Origin of the sequence: Serpentinimonas barnesii, assembly GCF_000696225.1 — a bacterium.
Lineage (GTDB): Bacteria > Pseudomonadota > Gammaproteobacteria > Burkholderiales > Burkholderiaceae_C > Serpentinimonas > Serpentinimonas barnesii.
Genome location: NZ_BAWN01000001.1, coordinates 1 through 16,344, shown reverse-complemented (window position 1 = coordinate 16,344; position 16,344 = coordinate 1). Strand labels below are relative to the sequence as shown.

General features: G+C 66.6%; 20 protein-coding genes. 3 read left to right on the top strand and 17 right to left on the bottom strand.

What is annotated here, in order from left to right:
• Window positions 1-24: 24 nt before the first annotated feature.
• The 11 genes from rplO to SRAH_RS00050 form a co-directional block, all read right to left on the bottom strand.
• Window positions 25-459, bottom strand: a complete 435-nt coding sequence (gene rplO / locus SRAH_RS00100; RefSeq protein WP_029461329.1) for a 50S ribosomal protein L15 — start codon at window positions 457-459, stop codon at window positions 25-27.
• Between the two features lie 13 nt (window positions 460-472).
• A complete protein-coding gene (gene rpmD, locus SRAH_RS00095) occupies window positions 473-655 on the bottom strand; it encodes a 50S ribosomal protein L30 (RefSeq protein ID WP_029461328.1) in 183 nt (60 codons plus the stop codon).
• A gap of 13 nt (window positions 656-668) precedes the next feature.
• Window positions 669-1,187 carry a 30S ribosomal protein S5 gene (rpsE, locus tag SRAH_RS00090; RefSeq protein WP_029461327.1) on the bottom strand — a complete coding sequence of 173 codons (519 nt, stop codon included), beginning with the start codon at window positions 1,185-1,187 and terminating at the stop codon, window positions 669-671.
• Between the two features lie 14 nt (window positions 1,188-1,201).
• Window positions 1,202-1,570 (bottom strand): 50S ribosomal protein L18, encoded by a 369-nt coding sequence (rplR, locus tag SRAH_RS00085; RefSeq protein ID WP_029461326.1) that lies wholly within the window; start codon window positions 1,568-1,570, stop codon window positions 1,202-1,204.
• A gap of 11 nt (window positions 1,571-1,581) precedes the next feature.
• Window positions 1,582-2,115 carry a 50S ribosomal protein L6 gene (gene rplF, locus SRAH_RS00080; RefSeq protein WP_029461325.1) on the bottom strand — a complete coding sequence of 178 codons (534 nt, stop codon included), beginning with the start codon at window positions 2,113-2,115 and terminating at the stop codon, window positions 1,582-1,584.
• 24 nt (window positions 2,116-2,139) lie between these two features.
• Window positions 2,140-2,535, bottom strand: a complete 396-nt coding sequence (gene rpsH, locus SRAH_RS00075; protein ID WP_029461324.1) for a 30S ribosomal protein S8 — start codon at window positions 2,533-2,535, stop codon at window positions 2,140-2,142.
• A gap of 20 nt (window positions 2,536-2,555) precedes the next feature.
• Window positions 2,556-2,861, bottom strand: coding sequence for a 30S ribosomal protein S14 (rpsN, locus tag SRAH_RS00070; RefSeq protein ID WP_029461323.1), 306 nt, complete (start codon window positions 2,859-2,861; stop codon window positions 2,556-2,558).
• 8 nt (window positions 2,862-2,869) lie between these two features.
• Entirely contained in the window at window positions 2,870-3,409 is a 540-nt protein-coding gene (rplE, locus tag SRAH_RS00065; protein WP_029461322.1) for a 50S ribosomal protein L5, read from the bottom strand.
• A gap of 2 nt (window positions 3,410-3,411) precedes the next feature.
• A complete protein-coding gene (gene rplX / locus SRAH_RS00060; protein WP_029461321.1) occupies window positions 3,412-3,732 on the bottom strand; it encodes a 50S ribosomal protein L24 in 321 nt (106 codons plus the stop codon).
• A gap of 13 nt (window positions 3,733-3,745) precedes the next feature.
• On the bottom strand, window positions 3,746-4,114 hold the full coding sequence (gene rplN, locus SRAH_RS00055; RefSeq protein ID WP_029461320.1) for a 50S ribosomal protein L14: 369 nt from the start codon (window positions 4,112-4,114) through the stop codon (window positions 3,746-3,748).
• Window positions 4,115-4,366: 252 nt separating this feature from the next.
• A complete protein-coding gene (locus SRAH_RS00050; protein ID WP_029461319.1) occupies window positions 4,367-5,947 on the bottom strand; it encodes a glycerol-3-phosphate dehydrogenase/oxidase in 1,581 nt (526 codons plus the stop codon).
• Between the two features lie 254 nt (window positions 5,948-6,201).
• Between SRAH_RS00050 and glpK the strand changes: the two genes are divergently transcribed.
• A complete protein-coding gene (glpK, locus tag SRAH_RS00045) occupies window positions 6,202-7,695 on the top strand; it encodes a glycerol kinase GlpK (RefSeq protein ID WP_029461318.1) in 1,494 nt (497 codons plus the stop codon).
• Between the two features lie 99 nt (window positions 7,696-7,794).
• Window positions 7,795-8,721, top strand: a complete 927-nt coding sequence (gene proC, locus SRAH_RS00040) for a pyrroline-5-carboxylate reductase (protein WP_076606937.1) — start codon at window positions 7,795-7,797, stop codon at window positions 8,719-8,721.
• On the opposite strand, the gene ubiA is transcribed toward proC, so the two are convergent.
• The 5 genes from ubiA to SRAH_RS00015 all read right to left on the bottom strand — a co-directional run bounded on the left by ubiA (window position 8,718) and on the right by SRAH_RS00015 (window position 14,807).
• Window positions 8,718-9,608, bottom strand: coding sequence for a 4-hydroxybenzoate octaprenyltransferase (gene ubiA, locus SRAH_RS00035; RefSeq protein ID WP_029461316.1), 891 nt, complete (start codon window positions 9,606-9,608; stop codon window positions 8,718-8,720). The genes proC and ubiA overlap by 4 nt on opposite strands.
• Entirely contained in the window at window positions 9,605-10,567 is a 963-nt protein-coding gene (locus tag SRAH_RS00030; RefSeq protein WP_029461315.1) for a LysR substrate-binding domain-containing protein, read from the bottom strand. Before SRAH_RS00030 ends, ubiA begins: the two co-directional genes overlap by 4 nt.
• A 13-nt stretch (window positions 10,568-10,580) precedes the next feature.
• Entirely contained in the window at window positions 10,581-12,707 is a 2,127-nt protein-coding gene (recG, locus tag SRAH_RS00025; protein WP_029461314.1) for an ATP-dependent DNA helicase RecG, read from the bottom strand.
• 65 nt (window positions 12,708-12,772) lie between these two features.
• Complete coding sequence (locus tag SRAH_RS00020) at window positions 12,773-13,870, bottom strand: calcium/sodium antiporter (RefSeq protein ID WP_232840951.1); 1,098 nt, start codon at window positions 13,868-13,870, stop codon at window positions 12,773-12,775.
• A 172-nt stretch (window positions 13,871-14,042) separates the two neighbouring features.
• Window positions 14,043-14,807, bottom strand: a complete 765-nt coding sequence (locus SRAH_RS00015) for a ParA family protein (RefSeq protein ID WP_029461312.1) — start codon at window positions 14,805-14,807, stop codon at window positions 14,043-14,045.
• A 168-nt stretch (window positions 14,808-14,975) separates the two neighbouring features.
• On the opposite strand from SRAH_RS00015, the gene SRAH_RS00010 reads away from it, so the two are divergent.
• A complete protein-coding gene (locus SRAH_RS00010; protein ID WP_082209983.1) occupies window positions 14,976-15,509 on the top strand; it encodes a c-type cytochrome in 534 nt (177 codons plus the stop codon).
• A 62-nt stretch (window positions 15,510-15,571) separates the two neighbouring features.
• Here SRAH_RS00010 and SRAH_RS00005 read toward each other — a convergent pair.
• Window positions 15,572-16,344, bottom strand: a 773-nt coding sequence (locus SRAH_RS00005) for a YheT family hydrolase (protein ID WP_232840950.1), incomplete at its 5' end; no start/stop codon positions are given.

Here is a 16,344-nt window from a genome sequence, read left to right as displayed (position 1 = left end):
CGTGCTTGGTAAAACGATCAGGCGTCAAGCCGCCACCGAGCCGCCAGCGGCCTCGATGGCTGCCTTGGCGCCAGCCGTGGCAGCGATCTGGTTCAGTTGCACCGCCAGCGTCAGTGCGCCGGTGTTGATGACCTTGACCTTGCGCGCCAGCTCCGGCACCAAGCCCGCTTGCTTGAGCAGCAGCATGTCGACCTGCGCCTCACCCAGCGCTTGCAGATCGGCCAGCGTGACTTCGGCGTTGAACTTGAGCGTGGTCGATTTGAAGCCGCGCTTGGGCAAACGGCGTTGCAGCGGCATCTGGCCGCCTTCGAAGCCCACCTTGTGGTAGCCACCGGCGCGCGACTTTTGGCCTTTGTGGCCACGGCCGGCGGTTTTGCCCAGGCCAGAGCCGATGCCCCGACCGACGCGGCGCCGTGCCGATTTGGAGCCCGCAGCGGGCTTGAGGGTATTGAGTTCCATAATCAAAATCCGTTCAGATCACTTGCAGCAGGTAGCTGATCTTGTTGATCATGCCACGCACCGCGGGGGTGTCTTGCAGCACACTGACGCTGTTGATTTTGCGCAGACCCAAGCCACGCACGGTGGCGCGGTGGTCTTCACGGCAGCCAATTGGGCTGCGCACCAGCTTGATGGTGAGGGTGTTGGCGGTGGTCATGGGGATTTCCCTTTTAGGCCAGAATTTCTTCGACCGACTTGCCGCGCTTGGCCGCCACTTCGTAGGGCGTCATGGCGCGCTGCAGGGCGTCGAGGGTGGCGCGAACCAGGTTGTAGGGGTTGGTCGAGCCGTGGCTCTTGGCCACCACATCGGTCACACCCAGCACTTCGCAGACGGCGCGCATGGGGCCGCCGGCGATGATGCCGGTACCCTTGTTGGCCGGCAGCATCATGACGCTGGAAGCGCCGTGCTGGCCGTGCACCGCGTGGTGCAGGGTGCCGTTTTTGATCGCGACCTTGAACAGGTTGCGGCGCGCCTCGTCCATGGCTTTTTGCACGGCCACCGGCACTTCACGCGCCTTGCCCTTGCCCATGCCGACGCGGCCGTCGCCGTCGCCCACCACGGTGAGGGCGGCAAAGCTCATGATGCGCCCGCCTTTGACCACCTTGGTGACGCGGTTGACCGCAATCATCTTCTCGCGCAGGCCATCGTCATTGGCCTCGCTTTTTACATTCGCAAGCATCTTTGCCATTTGATCATCCCCAATCAGAATTGCAGGCCGGCGGCACGCGCGGCTTCTGCAAGGGCTTTGACACGGCCGTGGTAGGCAAAACCGGAGCGGTCGAAAGCCACCTTTTCGATACCGGCGGCTTTGGCCTTGGCGGCAATGCGCTGACCGACCAGTTCGGCCGCCGCCTTGTTGCCGCCCTTGCCACTGGCCGCGGCCAGTTGGGCGCGCACTTCGGCTTCCAGCGTCGAGGCCGAGACCAGCACGCGCGCGCCGTCTTCGGAGATGACGTTGGCGTAGATGTGCAGGTTGCTGCGGTTCACGCTCAGGCGCAGGGCGCCTTGCTGAGCGATGCGGATGCGGGTCTGGCGGGCACGGCGCAAACGCTGTTCTTTTTTGGTCAACATGTTCGCTGTCCTTATTTCTTCTTGGTCTCTTTGATGACGACCTTCTCGCCGGCGTAGCGAATGCCCTTGCCTTTGTAAGGCTCAGGCGGACGCACGGCGCGAATTTCGGCGGCAATCTGGCCCACGCGCTGGCGATCCGAACCCTTGATGACGATTTCGGTCGCGGCCGGTGTGGCCACGCTGACGCCTTCGGGCATCACGAAATCGACCGGGTGCGAATAACCCACGGCCAGGTTGAGCTTGTTGCCGCTGGCGGTGGCTTTGTAGCCCACACCCACCAGCGAGAGCTTCTTCTCGAAGCCCTTGCTCACGCCTAGCACCATGTTGTTGACCAACTGGCGCATGGTGCCGCACAGGGCTTTGGCCTGTGCGCTCTCGCCCACGGCAGCGAATGTCAGCTTGCCGTTGGCTTGCTGCACCGTGACCTGGGCATTGGGTGCCAGCGCCAGTGCGCCCAGCGCGCCCTTGACGCGAATCGCGTCGGGCTGCAGGGCCACTTCGACCCCGGCCGGAATGGCGATCGGTGTTTTACCTACACGAGACATCTCAGATACTCCTTCGTTCTCGCATCAGGCGACGTAACACAACACTTCGCCGCCGACGCCGACAGCGCGCGCCTTGCGATCGGTCATCACGCCTTGCGGGGTGGTGACGATGGCCACACCCAGCCCGTTCATGACTTGCGGAATGGCTTTGCTGCCTTTGTAGATGCGCAGGCCTGGGCGGCTGACGCGCTCGATGCGCTCAATGACTGGGCGCCCGGCGTAGTATTTGAGGCCGATGACGAGCTCGTTCTTGCCGTCTTGGCTCTTGATTTGGAAGCCGTCGATGTAGCCCTCGTCTTTCAAGACCTGCGCAATGGCGGCCTTGACTTTGGAGGCCGGCATGGCCACGGTGGGCTTTTCCACCATCTGCGCATTGCGAATGCGCGTCAGCATATCGGCGATGGGGTCACTCATGCTCATAATGTTTACTCCTTCACGCCTTACCAGCTGGCTTTGGTGATGCCGGGGATTTCGCCGGCAAACGCCATTTCGCGCACCTTCATGCGGCCCAGACCGAACTGTTTGAAGGTTCCACGGGCACGGCCGGTGATTTCGCAGCGGTTGCGCTGGCGCGTTGGGTTGGCATTGCGCGGCAGTTTTTGCAGCGCCAGACGGGCCGCGTCGCGCTCTTCGTCGCTGCGCTTGGCGTCTTTGGAGATCGCCTTCAATTCGTTGTACTTGTTGGCAAACTTGGCGACCAGTTGGTCGCGCTTGAGTTCACGCTGGAGCAAAGCTTGTTTGGCCACGCAGCACCTCAGTTCTTGAACGGGAAACGGAAACCAGCCAGCAACGCCTTGCATTCGGCGTCGTTCTTGGCGGTGGTGGTGATGCTGATGTTCAGCCCACGCAAGGCATCGACCTTGTCGTATTCGATTTCCGGGAAAATGATCTGCTCTTTGACGCCGATGTTGTAATTGCCCCGGCCATCGAAGGCCTTGCCCGAAATGCCGCGAAAGTCGCGCACCCGCGGCAGCGCCACGGTGACGAAGCGGTCGAGGAATTCGTACATGCGCGCACCACGCAGCGTGACCATGCAGCCGATTGGCTGGCCTTCACGGATTTTGAAACCGGCGATGGCCTTGCGGGCCCGGGTCACGACTGGCTTTTGACCGGCAATCTTGCTCAGGTCGCCCACGGCGTTTTCCAGCACTTTTTTGTCGGCCACCGCTTCACCCACACCCATGTTAAGGGTGATTTTGGTGATGCGCGGAACCTGCATCACGGACTCGAAGCCGAACTGCTGCTGCAGCGCCGGTGCGATCTTGTCGCGAAAAACTTGTTGAAAGCGTGTCATGTTCAGGCCGCCTTGATTTCTGCGCCGCTGGACTTGAAGACGCGCACTTTGTTGCCGTCTTCGAGCAGCTTGATCCCCACGCGGTCGGCTTTGCCGGTGCTTGGGTTAAAAATCGCCACGTTGGACTGATGAATGGACATCGTCTTGGCGATGATGCCGCCAGGCTCACCCTTCATGGGGTTGGGCTTGGCGTGTTTCTTGACGATGTTGACGCCCTCGACCAGCAGCCGCGTTTCATCGGCGCGCTGCGTGACTTTGCCGCGCTTGCCTTTGTCACGGCCGGCGATGACGATGACCTCGTCGCCTTTGCGAATCTTGTTCATTGCGACACTCCTCTTACAGGACTTCCGGGGCCAGCGAAACGATCTTCATGAACTTTTCGGTGCGCAGCTCGCGCGTCACCGGTCCGAAGATGCGCGTGCCGATCGGCTCGAGTTTGGCATTGAGCAGCACGGCGGCGTTGCCGTCGAACTTGATCAAGGCCCCGTCCGGGCGGCGCAAGCCTTTGGCGGTGCGAACCACCACGGCGTTGTAGATTTCGCCTTTTTTGACGCGACCACGTGGCGCGGCTTCTTTGATGCTGACTTTGATGACGTCGCCCACACTGGCGTAACGGCGCTTGGAGCCGCCGAGCACCTTGATGCACATCACGGACTTGGCACCCGTGTTGTCGGCAACATCGAGTCGAGATTGCGTTTGGATCATTTGATTTAAGTCCCAACTTGAATCCCGAAGGCCCCCTTGGCCTGCGGCGATCAGTCTTGGGCCCGTCGTTGCTGCCACCCCGGTAAACCGAGGCAGCCGCTTCGCTGGGCAAGAATTCTTCGCTTTTTTCTAGCGAAGCCGCGTATTGTCACACACGAAAGGGGCTGCGTCAAGCGTCTTGTGAACTTTGTTGCACAAGTCCTGCGCTTGCGGGGCTGGGGTCGCCCTCCGCAGCCACCTTGTAGCGCCGCCCTAGCGCAGCCGATAGCGTTGCGCGAGCGCCACAAAAGCCGGCAATTGGGGGTCGGTATGGCTCGCACCGGCGCGTTGCAACTCGTCTTGCACGATCTGCGCCACGTCGGCGGCCATGCCCTCGGCGGTGGCGGTATCGAGAAACAGGGCACGCCAGCGCCGCGCCAGCACGTCTTCTACGTTTAGCGCCCACTCGTGCCGCACGGCGTAGCGCACCATGGCTTCGCTCAGACCCATTCCCAGCATGCGCCCGGCTCCGGGCAGGGCTTGCACGGCGGCGGCTTGCTTGCCATACAGGTGCAAGCCGGGTGCCTGGTGCAACGGCGGGTGCGGCCCCTGCACGGCCCCGCACAGGGGGGTAGGCGGGCTGACCAAGGCGGCGCGCGCGTCCAGCAGCCCGGCCTCTACGCAGTGCGCCAGCACATCGCTGGCCATGGCACGGAAAGTGGTCCACTTGCCCCCCGTGACCGTGACCAGACCCGAGCGATCGACCACAATGCGGTGCTCGCGCGACAGGCTTTTGGTGCTGGCCCCGGCCGAGGCTGGAGCCACCAGCGGCCGCAGCCCGACCCAGACGCTCTTCACATCGGTGCGCCGCACCGGACGCGCCAGCGCCAACGAAGCCTCGCGCAAGATGAATTCGATTTCGGCCTCGAAGGGCTCGGGTTCGCGCGGCAGATCGGTGCGCGGCGTGTCGGTGCTCCCCAACACCAGCGCGCCCAACCACGGCACGGCAAACAAAACCCGGCCATCGGCGGTGCGCGGCACCAGCAGCGCCTGCTGCCCAGGCAAAAAATCGCGCGCCACCACCAGGTGCACGCCCTGGCTGGGCTGCACCAGCGGCGCAGCTGCGGGCTGCATGCCTTGGCGCAAACCATCCACCCAGACCCCGGTGGCATTGACCACGCAGCGCGCTTGCACCAGCAGCCGCCCTCCTCCGTGCCGATCGAGCGCCTGCACCTGCAGCAGGCCGCCGCCCTGCGTGGTGGCAGGCGCTTGGGCGTTCTGCACTTGCTGCACCTCCACATAGTTGAGCAACACCGCACCAGCCGCCTCGGCGCTACGCGCCAGCGCCAGCGCCAGCCGGGCATCCTCAAACTGCGCGTCCCAGTACTGGATGCCACCCAGCAGCCCCTGGGCCTGCACGCCGGGCAGCGCCTCCAGCGCCTGCTCGCGGTCCAACCAGCGCGTGCGGCCAAGGCCGGCGCTGCCGGCCAGCCAGTCGTAGAGCTTGAGCCCAAGCCCGTAAAAAGGCGCCTGCCAAGGGCGGTAGCACGGCATCACAAAGGGCAGCGGCTGCGCCAGGTGCGGCGCGATGTGCAACACCGCCTGGCGCTCGGCCAGCGCCTCGCGCACCAAGGTCAGATTGCCTTGCGCCAGATAGCGCACGCCGCCGTGCAGCAGCTTGGTCGAGCGCGAGGAGGTGCCGCTGGCAAAGTCGTGCGACTCCAGCAGCGCCACGCGCCAGCCGCGCCGAGCCGCCTCCAGCGCCACGCCCAAGCCGGTGGCTCCGCCGCCGACGACGAGCAGATCCCATACCGGGGTGCCTTGCAACTGTTCTAGGGTCTGCTGGCGGGTCATGGTGGGGCAAGAATAAGGGCAAATACAGGGGCGGGGGGCTGTTACAGTGCCACAAGCAGGCGGGAGTACAAGCCGGCGGGCCGCTGCGTGAACCAGTCCACCGCGCAAGCCCGTCTGGTTCGCGGGCCAGCCCGGCGGCAAGGCCACCCGCAAGCCAAACCGGCTTCGATTGTGACGATTGTCACCGGCCTTTGTGGCAAGCGAATGAACGCATCCCCAACCAGCAGCAACCGACCGACACGAGCGAGACACACATGGCTTATTTGCTGGCCCTGGACCAGGGCACCACCAGTTCGCGCAGCATCGTCTTTGACCGCCAGGGCCGCGTGCTGGCGCAGGCGCAGCAGGAAATCCGGCAGCACTACCCGCAGCCGGGCTGGGTCGAGCACTGCCCGCACGAGATCTGGGCCACGCAACTGGCCACTGCGCGCCAAGCCCTGAGCTTGGCCGGCTTGCAGGCGCAGCAGATTGCCGCCATTGGTCTGACCAACCAGCGCGAAACCACGCTGCTGTGGGAGCGGCGCAGCGGTGCGCCGCTGGGGCGCGCCATCGTCTGGCAAGACCGGCGCACCAGCGCCGCCTGCGCCGCGCTGCAAGCGGCCGGGCACGAGCCCTGGGTGCAGGCCAAGACCGGGCTGCGGCTGGACCCCTATTTTTCGGCCAGCAAAATCGCCTGGTTGCTCGATCACACCCCAGGGGCACGGGCGTGCGCCGAGCGCGGCGAGCTGGCTTTTGGCACCATCGACTCGTGGTTGCTGTGGCAGCTCACAGGCGGTGCGCTGCACGCCACCGACTTTAGCAACGCCGCCCGCACGCTGCTGCTGAACCTGCACACGCGCCAGTGGGACGAGGAGTTGCTGGCGCTGTTCAACATTCCGCGCGCGTTGCTGCCGGAGGTGCGGCCGTCGAGCGCCGACTACGGCCTCAGCAGCGCCGAGTGCTTGGGTGCGCCGGTGCGCATTGCCGGCGTGGCGGGCGACCAGCAAAGCGCCCTGTTCGGCCAGGCCTGCTTCCAGCCCGGCATGGCCAAAAACACCTACGGCACCGGCTGCTTTTTGCTCATGCACACGGGCGAGCGCATGCAGCAAAGCCAGCACGGCCTGATCAGCACCGCAGTGGCCCAAGCGGCGGGCACCCCGCAGTACGCGCTCGAAGGCAGCGTGTTTGTGGGCGGCGCGGTGGTGCAGTGGCTGCGCGACGGCCTGCGCGCCATCGACTCCAGCAGCGAGGTGCAGGCGCTGGCCGCCAGCGTGCCCGATGCCGGTGGCGTGACGCTGGTGCCTGCCTTTACCGGGCTGGGCGCGCCCTATTGGCAACCCGAGGCGCGCGGCAGCATCACCGGCCTGACGCGCGGCAGCACGATGGCGCACATCGCCCGCGCGGCGCTGGAGAGCATCGCCTTCCAGAGTGCGGCCCTGCTGCAAGCCATGAGCCGCGACGCGGTGGCCGCAGGCGGGGTGCCGCTGAGCGAGCTGCGCGTCGATGGCGGGGCCTGCGTCAACGATTTGCTGATGCAGATGCAGGCCGACCTGCTGGGCATTCCGGTGCTGCGCCCGGCCGTGACCGAGACCACCGCCTTGGGCGCGGCCTGGCTGGCCGGGCTGCACGCCGGCGTCTATGGTGGGCTGGAGGATCTGAGCCGGCAGTGGCGCTGCGAGCGCACGTTCCTGCCTACGCTCTCGCGCGACGAGGCGGCCGCCAAAATGGCGCGCTGGGAACACGCGGTGCGCCAGACCGTGGCCCCCTGAAGCGCCCCAGCCAGCCCCAAACCCTGCAGCCCTGAAGGCACCTCTCAGGGCCCCGAACCGTGCGGCTGCAGCGCGAGCACCTTGCGCGACAATGGCGGCATGAACAGCTCCACCAGCCCCACCCGCACAACCCATCTGCCCAGCCTGCCACCCAACCCCGGTGCGCCCGGCCAAATCTACTTCATCGGCGGCGGCAACATGGCCAGCGCCATCGTCGGCGGCCTGCTGCGCCAAGGCCACCCCGCAGCCGCGCTGCACATCGTCGAACCTTGGGACGAACAGCGCGAGCGCCTGGCGCAGCAGTTCCCCGGTGTGGCGGTGCACCCCAATGCCCGCGGCCTCGTCCAAGCCGGCACACCCGACCCAGCCACCCAGGGCGAGCAACCCCCCCAATCGGCCCATATCGTGGTCTGGGCCGTCAAACCGCAAACGTTCAAACAAGCGGCACTGGAATCCGCCCCCCACCTGCCCGCCCATGCCCTGCACCTGAGCGTGGCCGCAGGCATCCGCACCGAGAGCATGGCGCGCTGGCTGGGCAGCGAGCGCATCGTGCGCGCCATGCCCAACACCCCGGCGCTGGTTGGCTTGGGCATGACCGGCCTCTACGCCCGCGCGGGCGTGAGTGCGGCCGAGCGCGAGCAGGTGCAGGCGCTGTTGGCGGGCACCGGGCGCACGCTTTGGCTGCCGCAAGAGTCGGACCTGGACGCCGTCACCGCGCTGTCGGGCTCCGGGCCGGCCTATGTGTTTTATTTTCTGGAGGCCATGCGCCGCGCTGGCACCGAGTTGGGCCTAAGCCCCGCCGCCGCGTCCGAGCTGGCCATCGGCACCTTCGTCGGCGCGGCGCAACTGGCGCAAAGCAGCAGCGAGCCGCCCGAGGTGCTGCGCCAGCGCGTCACCTCCAAAGGCGGCACCACCCACGCCGCCCTGAGCGTGCTGGAAGCGGCCCAAGTGGCCGATGCCTTCGTGGCGGCCATCGCTGCGGCGCACCGGCGCGCGCGCGAAATGGGCGACGAGTTTGGGGGCTAGGCAGGCGCCCCGCGCAGCGCATACTCCAGCGCCACCCCGGCAAACAGGGTGAAACCGAGCCAGTGGTTGAGCTTAAAGGCGCGAAAGCAGCCCTCGCGCTGGCGCTGGCGGATCAGCCCCAGGTGCCAGCCCACCTGCGCCAGCGCCAGGCCCAGCGCCAGCCCAAACCAGAGCCCGCCCACCTGCGGCCACAGCAGCGCGCCCCAGAGCAGCAGGTGCAGCAGGTAAAAGCCGGCCACCGCCGCCACATCAAAGCGCCCGAGCGTGATGGCCGAGGTTTTCATGCCGATGCGCAAGTCGTCGTCGCGGTCCACCATCGCGTATTCGGTGTCGTAGGCCAACACCCAGAACAGATTGGCCAGCAACAGCGCCCAAGCGAATGCGGGCACAGCGCCCTGCGCTGCCGCATAGGCCATGGGGATGCCAAAGCTGAAGGCCACCCCCAGCACCGCCTGCGGCATGGCAAAAACGCGCTTGGCATAAGGGTAGAGCAGCGCCACCAGCAGCGCCGGCACCGACCACGCCACCGCCGCTGCGGTGGTGGTGAGCACCAGCATAAATGCCAGCAAAGCCAGGGCCGCACCCAGCAGCAGCGCCTCGCGCGCCTGCACGCGCCCACTGGTCACGGGCCGCTGCGCGGTGCGCTTGACGTGGCGGTCAAATTCGCGGTCGGCCACATCGTTGCTGCAACAACCCGCGCTGCGCATCAAAATCGTGCCCAGCACGAACACCGCCAGCAGGTGCCAGCCCGGCCAGCCCTCGGCCGCCAGCCACAGCGCCGACAGGCTGGGCCAGAGCAGCAGCAGCCAGCCGGCCGGGCGGTCCCAGCGAATCAAGTCCAGGTACAGCGCCAGCCGGCCCGGCGCACCCGGGGCGGCGGCGTTCATGGGGTCAGGCGCTGCACCCCGGGCAAGGCACAGGCGTAAATGGCGTTGCGCAAGGCAGCGATGGCCTCGTAGCGGGTGAAGCTGCGCCGCCAAGCCAGCACCACGCGCCGGGTGGGCGGTGCACCGGCAAAGGGCAGGTAGCGCACATAGGGCGCCCCGTCGGGCGGCAACGGGGCCCCGGCCTGCGCCGCCAGCGCCGCCGCCGGCACACTCAGGCGCGGCACCAGCGTGATGCCCATGCCTGCGGCCACCATGTGCTTGATGGTTTCCAGCGAGGAGCCCTCAAAGCTGCGCCGTATGCCTTCGGCGTTGCTGGCGTAGCGCGCAAACTCTGGGCAGACTTCGAGCACGTGGTCGCGAAAGCAGTGCCCGGCCCCGAGCAGCAGCATGGTCTCTTGTTTGAGTTGCTCGGCGCTCACGCTGCTGTGCTGCGCCAGCGGGTGCTGCACCGGCAAGGCCACCCAAAAGGGCTCGTCGTACAGTGGCGCGATGGCCAGGTTGGTGTCGGGGAAGGGCTCGGCCAGAATGGCGGCGTCGAGCTCGCCAATGCGCAACTGCTCCAGCAGCTTGGCGGTGAGGTTTTCTTGCAGCAGCAGCGGCATCTGCGGCGTGCGCTCGATCACGCGGCGCACCAAGTCGGGCAGCAGGTAGGGGCCGATGGTGTAGATCACCCCCAGGCGCAGCGGGCCGGCCAGCGGGTCTTGGCCACGCTGGGCGATTTCTTTGATGAGCGCGGCTTGCTCCAGCACCACCTGCGCCTGGCGCACCACCTCGGCCCCCAAAGGCGTCACGCTCACCTCGCTGGCGCTGCGCTCGAACAGCTTGAGGTCCAGCTCTTCTTCCAGCTTCTTGATCGCCACGCTCAGCGTGGGCTGCGAGACAAAGCAGGCCTCGGCGGCCCGGCCAAAATGGCGCTCGCGCGCCACGGCAACGATGTACTTGAGTTCGGTCAGGGTCATGGCAGTGCCCGCTTCAGGCCTTGTGAAAGTCCGATTTTGCTCCCAACCAGCGCTCAATGTGGGCCTGAGCCGCTTGCGGTTGCTCGGCCAGCAGGCGCGGGGCCCAAGCGCGCGCCCACTCCAGCAGCGGCGCATCCTGGGCCAGGTCGGCAAAGCGCAGCAGCGGCAAGCCCGATTGGCGCGCCCCCAGAAACTCGCCGGGGCCGCGGATTTCCAGGTCGCGGCGCGCGATTTCGAAGCCGTCGTGGGTTTCGGCCAGCGCGCGCAGGCGCTGGCGCGCCGTCTCGCTCAGGCGGCCGTGCTCGCCGGGTGCGTACAGCAGCACGCACACCGAGGCCGCCGCCCCGCGCCCGACGCGGCCGCGCAACTGGTGCAACTGGCTCAGGCCAAAGCGCTCGGCGTGCTCGATCACCATCAGCGTGGCGTTGGGCACATCGACTCCCACCTCGATCACCGTGGTGCTCACCAGCACCCCAATCTGCCCGGCGCTAAAGCGCGCCATCACGGCCTTTTTTTCTGCCACGGGCAGGCGCGCGTGCAGCAGCCCAACTTGCAAGGGCGCGCCGTCGGGGCCGGTGCCGCCCGCCAGCGCCGCTTCCAGCTCGCCTGCCGTGGCCTGGGCGTTGCGCAAATCGAGCGCCTCGCTTTCTTCGATCAGGGGGCAAACCCAGTAGGCCTGCCGCCCTTGCGCCAGTTGCGCGCGCAGCCGCTCCAGCAGCTCGTCGCGCCGGCTGGCGCTGAGCAGCTTGGTCAGGATCGGGCTGCGCCCAGGGGGCAACTCGTCCAGGGTCGAGACGTCGAGGTCGGCGAAATGGCTCATGGCCAGCGTGCGCGGGATCGGGGTCGCGCTCATCATCAGCAGGTGCGGCTCGCAGTCGGCGTTTTTCTCGCGCAGCGCCAGCCGCTGCGCCACACCAAAGCGGTGCTGCTCGTCGATCAAGGCCAGCCCTAGGCGCGCAAAACGCACCTGCTCACCGATCACGGCGTGGGTGCCCACCACCAGCGCCGCCGTGCCCCGCTGCACCGCCTCCAGCATGGCGGCGCGCTCTGCCTTGCCCTGGCTGCCGGTGAGCCAGGCCACGCACAAGCCCTGAGGGGCCAGCAGGGGGGCAAGCCAGCCCACCAGCTTGCCAAAATGCTGCTCGGCCAGGATTTCGGTCGGGGCCATCAGGGCGCACTGCCAGCCGGCGTCGATGGCGTGCGCCGCCGCCAGCGCCGCCACCACCGTTTTGCCGCTGCCCACATCGCCTTGCAGCAGGCGGTGCATGGGGGTGCTGCGGGCCAAGTCGGCCACGATTTCGGCGCCTACCCGGCCTTGGGCTGCCGTGAGCGCAAAGGGTAAAACGGCTTGCAAAGCGCGCGCCAAACCCTCTGGGCGCGCCAGCAAAGCCGGGGCCTGGCGCAGCAAGCGCTCGCGCCGCGCCTGCCACTGCGCCAGTTGCTGCGCCAGCAGTTCTTCGGCCTTTAGGCGCACCCAGGCCGGGTGCGTGCGCTGCTCCAGGCTGTCCAGCGCCACCCCGGGCGGTGGCTGGTGCAGCCACTGCAAAGCAGCGCGCAAACTGCCCTGCGGCGCTGCTGCAAGCTGCTCGGGCTCGGGCTGCAGCCCAGGGCAGTCGGCCCAGGCTTGCGCGGGCACGGTCTCGCTCAAATCGGCGCGCTCCAGCGCCCCCACAATGGCGCGGCGCAGATAGGCCTGCGGCAGCCCGGCGCTGGCCGGATAGACGGGGGTGAGGGTGCGCGGCAACTCGCCCTCGGCGCGCTGCCACTGCGGGTGCAAGAGCGTGGGGCCAAACAGGCCGCTGCGCAGCTCGCCCCGGGCGCGGATGCGCGCCCCCGGAGCAAGCGCCTTTTGCTGCGCGCCGCTGAAGTGGAAAAACAACAGGGTGCAGCGGCCGCTGCCATCGTCGAGCAGCACCTGCAACTGGCGCCGGCCCGCACTGCGCACCTCGGCGCTGCGCACCGTGCCCTCAATCTGCAGCGTCTGCCCGGCCTGCGCCTGCGCCAAGGGGGTGATGCGGGTCTGGTCCTCGTAGCGCAGCGGCAGGTGCAGCGCCAGGTCGATCGGGCGCAGCAGGCCGAGCTTGCGCAGCGCTTTTTGTGGCCCGCTCAGGGCGCTGGGGCGCGGGGCGGGCTCAGCCACGCCCTAGCCCCTGCAGCTCCCGCAGTCCCCGCAGTCCATGCACCAAGCCCGCACCCCGTGGCACCTCAATTCGTTCCAGCGTCAGCGCCGCTGGCCGGCGGCTTTTGGCGCAGCATCACCACCACCAGCGTGATGATCGTCAGCGGCACCACGAAGCCCAGCATCACCATGCTAAAGCCGTGCAAGGCCGCGTGTTGTTGCGCCGCCAAAATCAGGTAGGCCACATAGGCCACGTAGTAGCCAAAGAACACCGCGCCTTCCCAGCGCGCAATCTCACGCCCGGAAATGAACACCGGCAGGCAGGCCAGCGCCACCGCCAGCATGATCCAGATGTCGAAGGCCAGCACCGCTTCAGAGAAAATCAAGCCCGCCGATCCAAACGAGACCAAACCCCCCAGCCCCAGCACCCCCAGCAGGTTGAAGGTGTTGCTGCCCACCACGTTGCCCACGGCTATGTCGCGCTCGCCCTTGATGGCCGCGGTGATGGACGTGGCCACCTCCGGCATCGAAGTACCCGCAGCGACGATGGTCAGACCGATGATCAGCTCGCTCACGCCAAAAAAGCGCGCGAAGGCGATGGACGAATCCACCAACCAGCCCGAGCCCAGCACCAGCAGCACCAGCCCGATGAGAATCAACACGATCTGCACCGGCAGCTTGCCATCCCAGTCGGCGGCGGTGGCGGGTTTCAATTCGGCGTCAAACTCAGCCGATTCGGCAGCCGTGGCGCGGCGCGACTGCACCACCAAAAAGCCGGTATAGGTCAGCAACAGGCCAAACAAAATGGCCCCGTCGATCCAACTGATGGCTCCGTCGAGCCCCAAGGCCAGCACCAGCAACGAAGCCCCGATCATGATCGGCACCTCTTGGCGGATCAACTGGGTGTGCACCACCAGCGGCACGATGATTGCGCTCAGCCCCAAGATAAACAGCACGTTGAAGATGTTGCTGCCGATCACGTTGCCCACCGCGATGTCGTACTGCTCATTCATCACCGCCCCGACGGTAACCGCCATCTCGGGGGCGCTGGTGCCAAAGGCCACGATGGTCAGCCCCACCACCAGCGGCGAAATGCCCACCGACAGCGCCAGCTTGGAGGCCCCGCGCACCAGCGAGCTGGCCCCGAACACCAAAGCCACCAGACCGGCGACGAAAAAAACCATGTGCAGCAGCATATTCAATATCCTCAAACGCAAAGGCGCGGATGGTAGCAAGGGCCAGCCCGCGCACACATCTGCGAAAGCGAAGCATGTTACAGGGAAAACGTGAATAAAGCGGCGCTGGGGATGCCGCACCCGCCTCGCGCCCTAGGCGCCGCCACGCGCTGCTTTGGGCCTAGAGCAGCCGCTGGTGCAGCGCCAGCAGGGCCTGGGTGAGCGGGTGTTTGGGCTCGAGGTGGATGAGCGGGCGCGCCAACTGGTGCGACTCGCGCACCTTGACCGACGATTGCAGATAAGGTTGCAGCACCGGCAGCCCTTCGTCGATTAGCTCTTGCACCAGTTGCTGCGGCAGCCGTGCGCGGGGCTGGAACTGGTTCACCACGATGCCTTTCACCTGCAGCGCCGCGTTGTGGTCGGCGCGGATTTCTTCCACATTGGCCAGCAAGGTGTAGAGCGCCTGGCGCGAAAAGTCGTCGCAATCGAAAGGAATCAGGCAGCCGCTGGCCCCCATGAGCGCCGAGCGGGTGTAGAAGTTCAGCGCTGGCGGGGTGTCGAGGTAGATCTGCGCATACTCGCGGCCCAGCAGTGCCAGCGCCTCGCGCAGCTTGTAGATTTTGTGGCGCGCTTCCAGCTTGGGCTGCAACTCATCCAGCGCTGGGCTGGCGGCCAGCAGGTCCAGCCCTTCAAAGGGCGTGCGCTGCACAAAGTGCGTGGGCGCCAGCGGATTGAAGGTGTAGCTCAGCGTCTGCTCAAAAAAACCGGCCACCCCACCGGCTTGGGTGGCGGGCTGGGCACCGAGCAGGTAGCGGCTCGAATTGCCCTGCACGTCGAGGTCGATCAGCAAGGTGCGACGCCCCTGCGCCGCGCTGATGGCGGCCAAGTTGCACGCGATGGTGGACTTGCCCACCCCGCCTTTTTGATTGAATACGACCAGTGGCATGTTGCGGCTTTCGTGCGCGAATGCGCTCTTGGCATCATAACGCCGCCGCGCTTGGCCGGCGATACCGGATGAGTTTTCCTGCTTGCTGCCGCTTATAATGGTGCCAGTCGGAGCCCCCCTGCTTGGGCTCCTGTGTTTTTGAGCCGTTTTCGCATCCAAAGGCCCCCCATGAGTGACGCAAAATCCTCCCCCGCTGGCGCCCCCTCGACGTTCAACCTCAAAAGCTGGTTGATCCTTCTGGCCGTGGTGGTCCCCTTGATCGTGACCACCCTGTTGGTGGTGCTGGTGTTGCAAAAGCCCTTTGCACCCCCCGTTAACGTGGCCGAGCAAGAGCGCGCCCTAGCCGAGCGCATCCAGCGCGTCGGTTCGGTGGCCATGCGCGAAGCCACGCGCGAACTGCAAACCGGCCAGCAGGTGTACCAATCCGCCTGCATGGCCTGCCATGCTGCCGGCGTGGTAGGTGCCCCCAAGTTTGGCGACGCCGCGGCTTGGGCGCCGCGCATCGGGGCCGGGTTGGAGCGCCTGATCACCTCCACCTTGCAAGGCAAGGGTGCCATGGGCGCCCAAGGCGGCGGCGCGTTCAGCGACTTCGAAATCAAGCGCGCCGTGGTCTATCTGGCCAACGCTGGCGGTGGCTCCTTCCCCGAGCCAGTGGCCCCGGACGCCGCAGCGGCGCCTGCGCCAGCCGCCCCTGCGCAATAAGCCGGACACCCTCACGGGTTTGTTGTGGGGCGCACTTGCCCCCGCTGCCCATCGCCGCAAGGTTAATGGCCTGCCAGCCAGTCGCACACGGAGGCAGGCAGGGTTTGCAAATTCCAGCGTGGACCTGCAGCACTCCAGCGCAAGCCCCCCGGAAAACCCACATGCCCACCCGTTCCTGGTTGCCACAGCGTGGTGGATGGCCCCACCTCAGCCACAGTGGGTAGGCTGCTGCCCGGCACCAAGGGGTCGTTGCGGGCGTTGAGCAGCAGCGTCGGCAGTTCAAGGGCGGCCAGGCTGGGCTTGGCTGAAGCGCGGCTCCAGTAATCGTCCACCCCGGCAAAGCCATGCAGCGGAGCAGTAAAGGCGTCGTCAAATTCTCGCAAGGTGCGTGCGGCCAAGGCGCGCTGCAAGTCAAACAGACCCGGAAACTGCTGCCCTTTGCTGCGCGCCTTGAGTTTCATGGTGCGCAGAAACATCTGCGCGTAGATCCAGCAATTGGCTCCGCTGTCGATCGCATCGCCAGCGGCAGACAAGTCCAGCGGGGCTGAAACCGCTGCCACGGCCCGCACCATCATCCCTGCAAGGGTTCCCGCCTCCTGCGCCCAGCGCAACAAGGCATTGCCACCCAACGAAACACCGACCGCGTACAAGGTGCAAGCAGGCCCCACTTGCTCGCGTATGCGCCGCAGCATCCAGGCTATTTCTTCGTGGTCGCCGCTGTGGTAGGCGCGCGGGGCCAAGTTGATGGAGCCAGAGCAGCCCCGGAAGTGCGGTGTAACCGTCCCGCCAACCCACCTTGCCAGCAGCCTACGGGTCTGACAAGATAGCGCCCACG

Excerpts from the sequence above, each read along its gene's own strand:
- rplO (WP_029461329.1), bottom strand. The coding sequence starts at position 459 with ATGGAACTCAATACCCTCAAGCCCGCTGCGGGCTCCAAATCGGCACGG.
- rpmD (WP_029461328.1), bottom strand. The coding sequence starts at position 655 with ATGACCACCGCCAACACCCTCACCATCAAGCTGGTGCGCAGCCCAATT.
- rpsE (WP_029461327.1), bottom strand. The coding sequence starts at position 1,187 with ATGGCAAAGATGCTTGCGAATGTAAAAAGCGAGGCCAATGACGATGGC.
- rplR (WP_029461326.1), bottom strand. The coding sequence starts at position 1,570 with ATGTTGACCAAAAAAGAACAGCGTTTGCGCCGTGCCCGCCAGACCCGC.
- rplF (WP_029461325.1), bottom strand. The coding sequence starts at position 2,115 with ATGTCTCGTGTAGGTAAAACACCGATCGCCATTCCGGCCGGGGTCGAA.
- rpsH (WP_029461324.1), bottom strand. The coding sequence starts at position 2,535 with ATGAGCATGAGTGACCCCATCGCCGATATGCTGACGCGCATTCGCAAT.
- rplE (WP_029461322.1), bottom strand. The coding sequence starts at position 3,409 with ATGACACGCTTTCAACAAGTTTTTCGCGACAAGATCGCACCGGCGCTG.
- rplX (WP_029461321.1), bottom strand. The coding sequence starts at position 3,732 with ATGAACAAGATTCGCAAAGGCGACGAGGTCATCGTCATCGCCGGCCGT.
- rplN (WP_029461320.1), bottom strand. The coding sequence starts at position 4,114 with ATGATCCAAACGCAATCTCGACTCGATGTTGCCGACAACACGGGTGCC.
- SRAH_RS00050 (WP_029461319.1), bottom strand. The coding sequence starts at position 5,947 with ATGACCCGCCAGCAGACCCTAGAACAGTTGCAAGGCACCCCGGTATGG.
- glpK (WP_029461318.1), top strand. The coding sequence starts at position 6,202 with ATGGCTTATTTGCTGGCCCTGGACCAGGGCACCACCAGTTCGCGCAGC.
- proC (WP_076606937.1), top strand. The coding sequence starts at position 7,795 with ATGAACAGCTCCACCAGCCCCACCCGCACAACCCATCTGCCCAGCCTG.
- ubiA (WP_029461316.1), bottom strand. The coding sequence starts at position 9,608 with ATGAACGCCGCCGCCCCGGGTGCGCCGGGCCGGCTGGCGCTGTACCTG.
- SRAH_RS00030 (WP_029461315.1), bottom strand. The coding sequence starts at position 10,567 with ATGACCCTGACCGAACTCAAGTACATCGTTGCCGTGGCGCGCGAGCGC.
- SRAH_RS00020 (WP_232840951.1), bottom strand. The coding sequence starts at position 13,870 with ATGGTTTTTTTCGTCGCCGGTCTGGTGGCTTTGGTGTTCGGGGCCAGC.
- SRAH_RS00015 (WP_029461312.1), bottom strand. The coding sequence starts at position 14,807 with ATGCCACTGGTCGTATTCAATCAAAAAGGCGGGGTGGGCAAGTCCACC.
- SRAH_RS00010 (WP_082209983.1), top strand. The coding sequence starts at position 14,976 with ATGAGTGACGCAAAATCCTCCCCCGCTGGCGCCCCCTCGACGTTCAAC.